We start from the raw sequence: 3294 nt of genomic DNA on the forward strand, positions 1-3294 counted from the left end.
GTAAGCTCTAACAAAAATAGTTTCATTGTAAGGGATTTTATCAGTAGTATTTTGCTGTTCTTTTTCTTTATAAGCTTTCAAATTTGTGATATATAAATTCTCTCTTGAATTTTTTATTTGTTTTTCATACCCATTTGTCTCAGTATCTAAATAAAGATTTTCTCCAAAATCTTGCATACTTACTTTATTTGTAAAAGTATAACAACCTCCTTGCTTATCTGCAGAACTTAAAGAGACTATTGCCACATTTCCAATTTTATGTATTTGACTTGTGCTAAAGCCTTCTAAGGTTTTTGTAGCTATAATACATTTTGTAGCTCTTTTAAAAAAAGAAGAGTTTTCATCTAAAATTAAATCAATCTTGAAACTGCTCTTATAAATGCCTTCTTGATACTCTAGCTTTAAACTTTCATAAATCCTTCTGTTCTCACAATTATGAAGAAATATTTTAGTGATGGTTTCATGATTATTTCCATTTTTATCTAAAATCTTAAGATTATTAAGTGTTAATTCAAAATTCCCTCCTCTATGCGATAAAATCTCTTCGCTACTATACCTTTCTAGTTTTAAATAGATTTTTAGCATCTTTGAGGCTTTATCTTGTAAAATTTTAAATTGGTTTTCTTTAGCAAAACTGTATAATTCTATAGCATTTTCTTCATTGCCAGTAAGAGCAACTTTTAAAATTCCATCGTTTTTATTAATAAAATATGATATATTGTTTTTTACTGTTTTAAAGTATATTTCATCTTCTTTTTTTAAAATAAGTTCTTCTTGGGTGCTACAAGAAAAAGCTTGTGGATTAATTGCTTGTTGTTCTTCTTGTGTTGGATCATATTTTAAATACATTAGCTCACATTGATCTTCTATTAATTTAGAACAATCTATTTTTGCTTTTGCTCCTATAAGTAAAGTAATAAAAGTATTTTTAGGTTGTTCTATTTGTATAATAGATGGAGTGGGATTTGGATAGAGTATAAGAATATTATGGGGTGTATTTGCTTCTAGTTTTTCAAACTTTTGTCTTAAAGTTTTATTAAGCAAGGCAACATTATCCAATTTATTAGCACCTAAATTCTCACAATAATTAGCAATACAATAAATATTATCTAAGCTAAAATTTTTTTGAGTGAGGGTGTTTAGGTAGGATAGATAGGGGGAGAGAATATCAGCTATACCCTGAAATTCTTCTTTAGCAACATAAGAATAATAGTGCTTATCTTTAGTATGATATGTATTGTATTCTCTTAAGAGATACTCTGCTTTTTCATCAACTTCTTTGCATTTATCATAAGTTTGCATAAAAGAAAGGTAAGTGTATTTATCTGGCAACTTCAGTCCTTGCTTGGCATTGGCTTCTCTAAAGTTAAAATTAAGATAAGAGAAAATATCAAGACTTGTTGAAAAATATTCAATATTATTATTTTGATTCTTATTGCTTAAGCCAAACATAGCGGCTTCTTGGATTCTGCGAGAATAATAAGGGTTTTTGAATTGTCGTATATCAGCATAATAACGCACAGAAAACCACGCTAAGAATCTATTCTTATCTTTAAGGGCTTTTTGAAGCAAGATGAGTCCACTCTCTGGGTTAAATCTTGCTGGACGCTGATAATAAATAGACAATAAGGGAATAAACTCTTGTGGATTGGTTAATTCTGTCTTACTAAAAGAAGTAAGATAATTTGCATTCCATTTGTTTAATTTGTGTCTTAGTGCCCTAATTTCACTAAAACTGATGATATTTTTAACTTCTATTGCTTCGTTATCTGTAAGCTCAAAAACTATATTTTCATTAAGTTTTTGGTTGATATTTTCAAGATTTTGGTTGTAGATTTTTATATTATTTTGCAAAATGGCATTGATATCTTTTTGTAAATTAATCATATTTTGATTTGGGTTTTTACCTGTTTGATAGGTATTTTTTTGAATTTTATTACTTGCCTTATATTCATTAATCTTATCTTTTATTTCTTTAGAAGTTGTATTAATGAGAATTTGCATAGATTGTGATTGTTTGCCTAGTATATTAGCTAGGGTATAGACGCCATTTTCTAAGTCTGTGTATTGCAAAATCCCTGCTTTATACATCAAAATAACATTTCTCCATTTATCTTCGTCAATATTAAATCCTATACCAATGGTAATTTTTGGATCATCTGCACTATCAGCATAAATCTTTGTTCTAATCCCTTCAACCAACCTTAATAGACTAAAAAGTTTATTATAAAATTCCTCATAGCTTAAATTTGTTATCTTAATTGGCATTTAGTTTCCTAAAATCTATATTTTGAATAAAATTATCAAGTGGCTGAATAACTCTAGTTTGCATTTCATCTAAATCAAACTCACACCCTCCATTTGTGCATATAAATCCCTCATCTTCAAACGCACATACTTGAGTATAGCGACCATTTGAGCTTAATTCCTGTAATGCTTTGGAGGCTTCTATAATGGTTTCTTTATATCCTTGTGGAAACAATTTATTGTAAAATCTAAACTTTGCTAAACCTTTAATAGAAAAAATATCGAGTATCATATTGCCCTTGCAAGTATAAAAAGTATCTTTGTCTATGAGAAAACTTGTATCTATGATAGTATTGGTGCTAAGCAATAAAATTCCCATTTTATAAACCCTTGCTATACAAGGCTTGTAATGATGTGGTTTAAAACCAAAATGAACCGAGTCAAGATTTTCATACATTATTCCATTTTCGCGTCCTTTGTTAAATACTTCTTCCACTTCTTTTTCATCATCATTTTTTGCCAATAAAAAACAACGCATATTGTCTCTATAATCTATAAAATTTTTAGCAAATTTTTGCATTTGTTTTTTTGTCTCTTGCCCCTCTTTTGTATCTTTTGGGATACTCTTTAGTATTGAAAAATAGAGTTTAGAATATAATCTATCAAGTTTTTGTAACTCCCCACTTTCATCATTACAAATCATCTTTTCTACTTTTGTACTTGCTTTAGCACAATCAAAGCTAGGTTTAGCTTCTTTTGGGGATTGAGCATTAGCACTAATGGCTAACATTAAACACAATCCTAAAACTATTAAAAACTTTTGCATAAGAACTCCTTTAATTTATTTTACTCTGCCTTAATCTCTCCACCTCTAACCACAAGCCCATTAGAGTCTATAGTTACTTCAACTCCACCTGCTTTAATAATAACACAATCTCCCTTAGTAACAATTTGAGTATCGCCTACTTGGTGGAGGATTTGATTACCTGCTTTTACTTCACAATCTGTTTGAAAGTCACTATATTTAGATTCTGCAAGTTCTGTATG

At 29.1% G+C, this 3294-nt stretch carries 3 protein-coding genes; all 3 read right to left on the reverse strand.

The window, feature by feature from the left end:
* Positions 1-2268: hypothetical protein (locus ELQ12_RS09440; protein WP_134264737.1), on the reverse strand; the 2268-nt coding region annotated here is incomplete at its 3' end.
* Complete coding sequence (locus ELQ12_RS09445) at positions 2258-3073, reverse strand: hypothetical protein (RefSeq protein WP_002881742.1); 816 nt, start codon at positions 3071-3073, stop codon at positions 2258-2260. The genes ELQ12_RS09445 and ELQ12_RS09440, both read right to left, overlap by 11 nt.
* Positions 3074-3093: 20 nt before the next feature.
* A partial coding sequence (locus ELQ12_RS09450; RefSeq protein WP_126239674.1) for a hypothetical protein occupies positions 3094-3294 on the reverse strand: 201 nt, incomplete at its 5' end.

The sequence above is a fragment of the Campylobacter sp. US25a genome (assembly GCF_004379075.1).
GTDB classification, from domain to species: Bacteria; Campylobacterota; Campylobacteria; order Campylobacterales; family Campylobacteraceae; genus Campylobacter_D; species Campylobacter_D jejuni.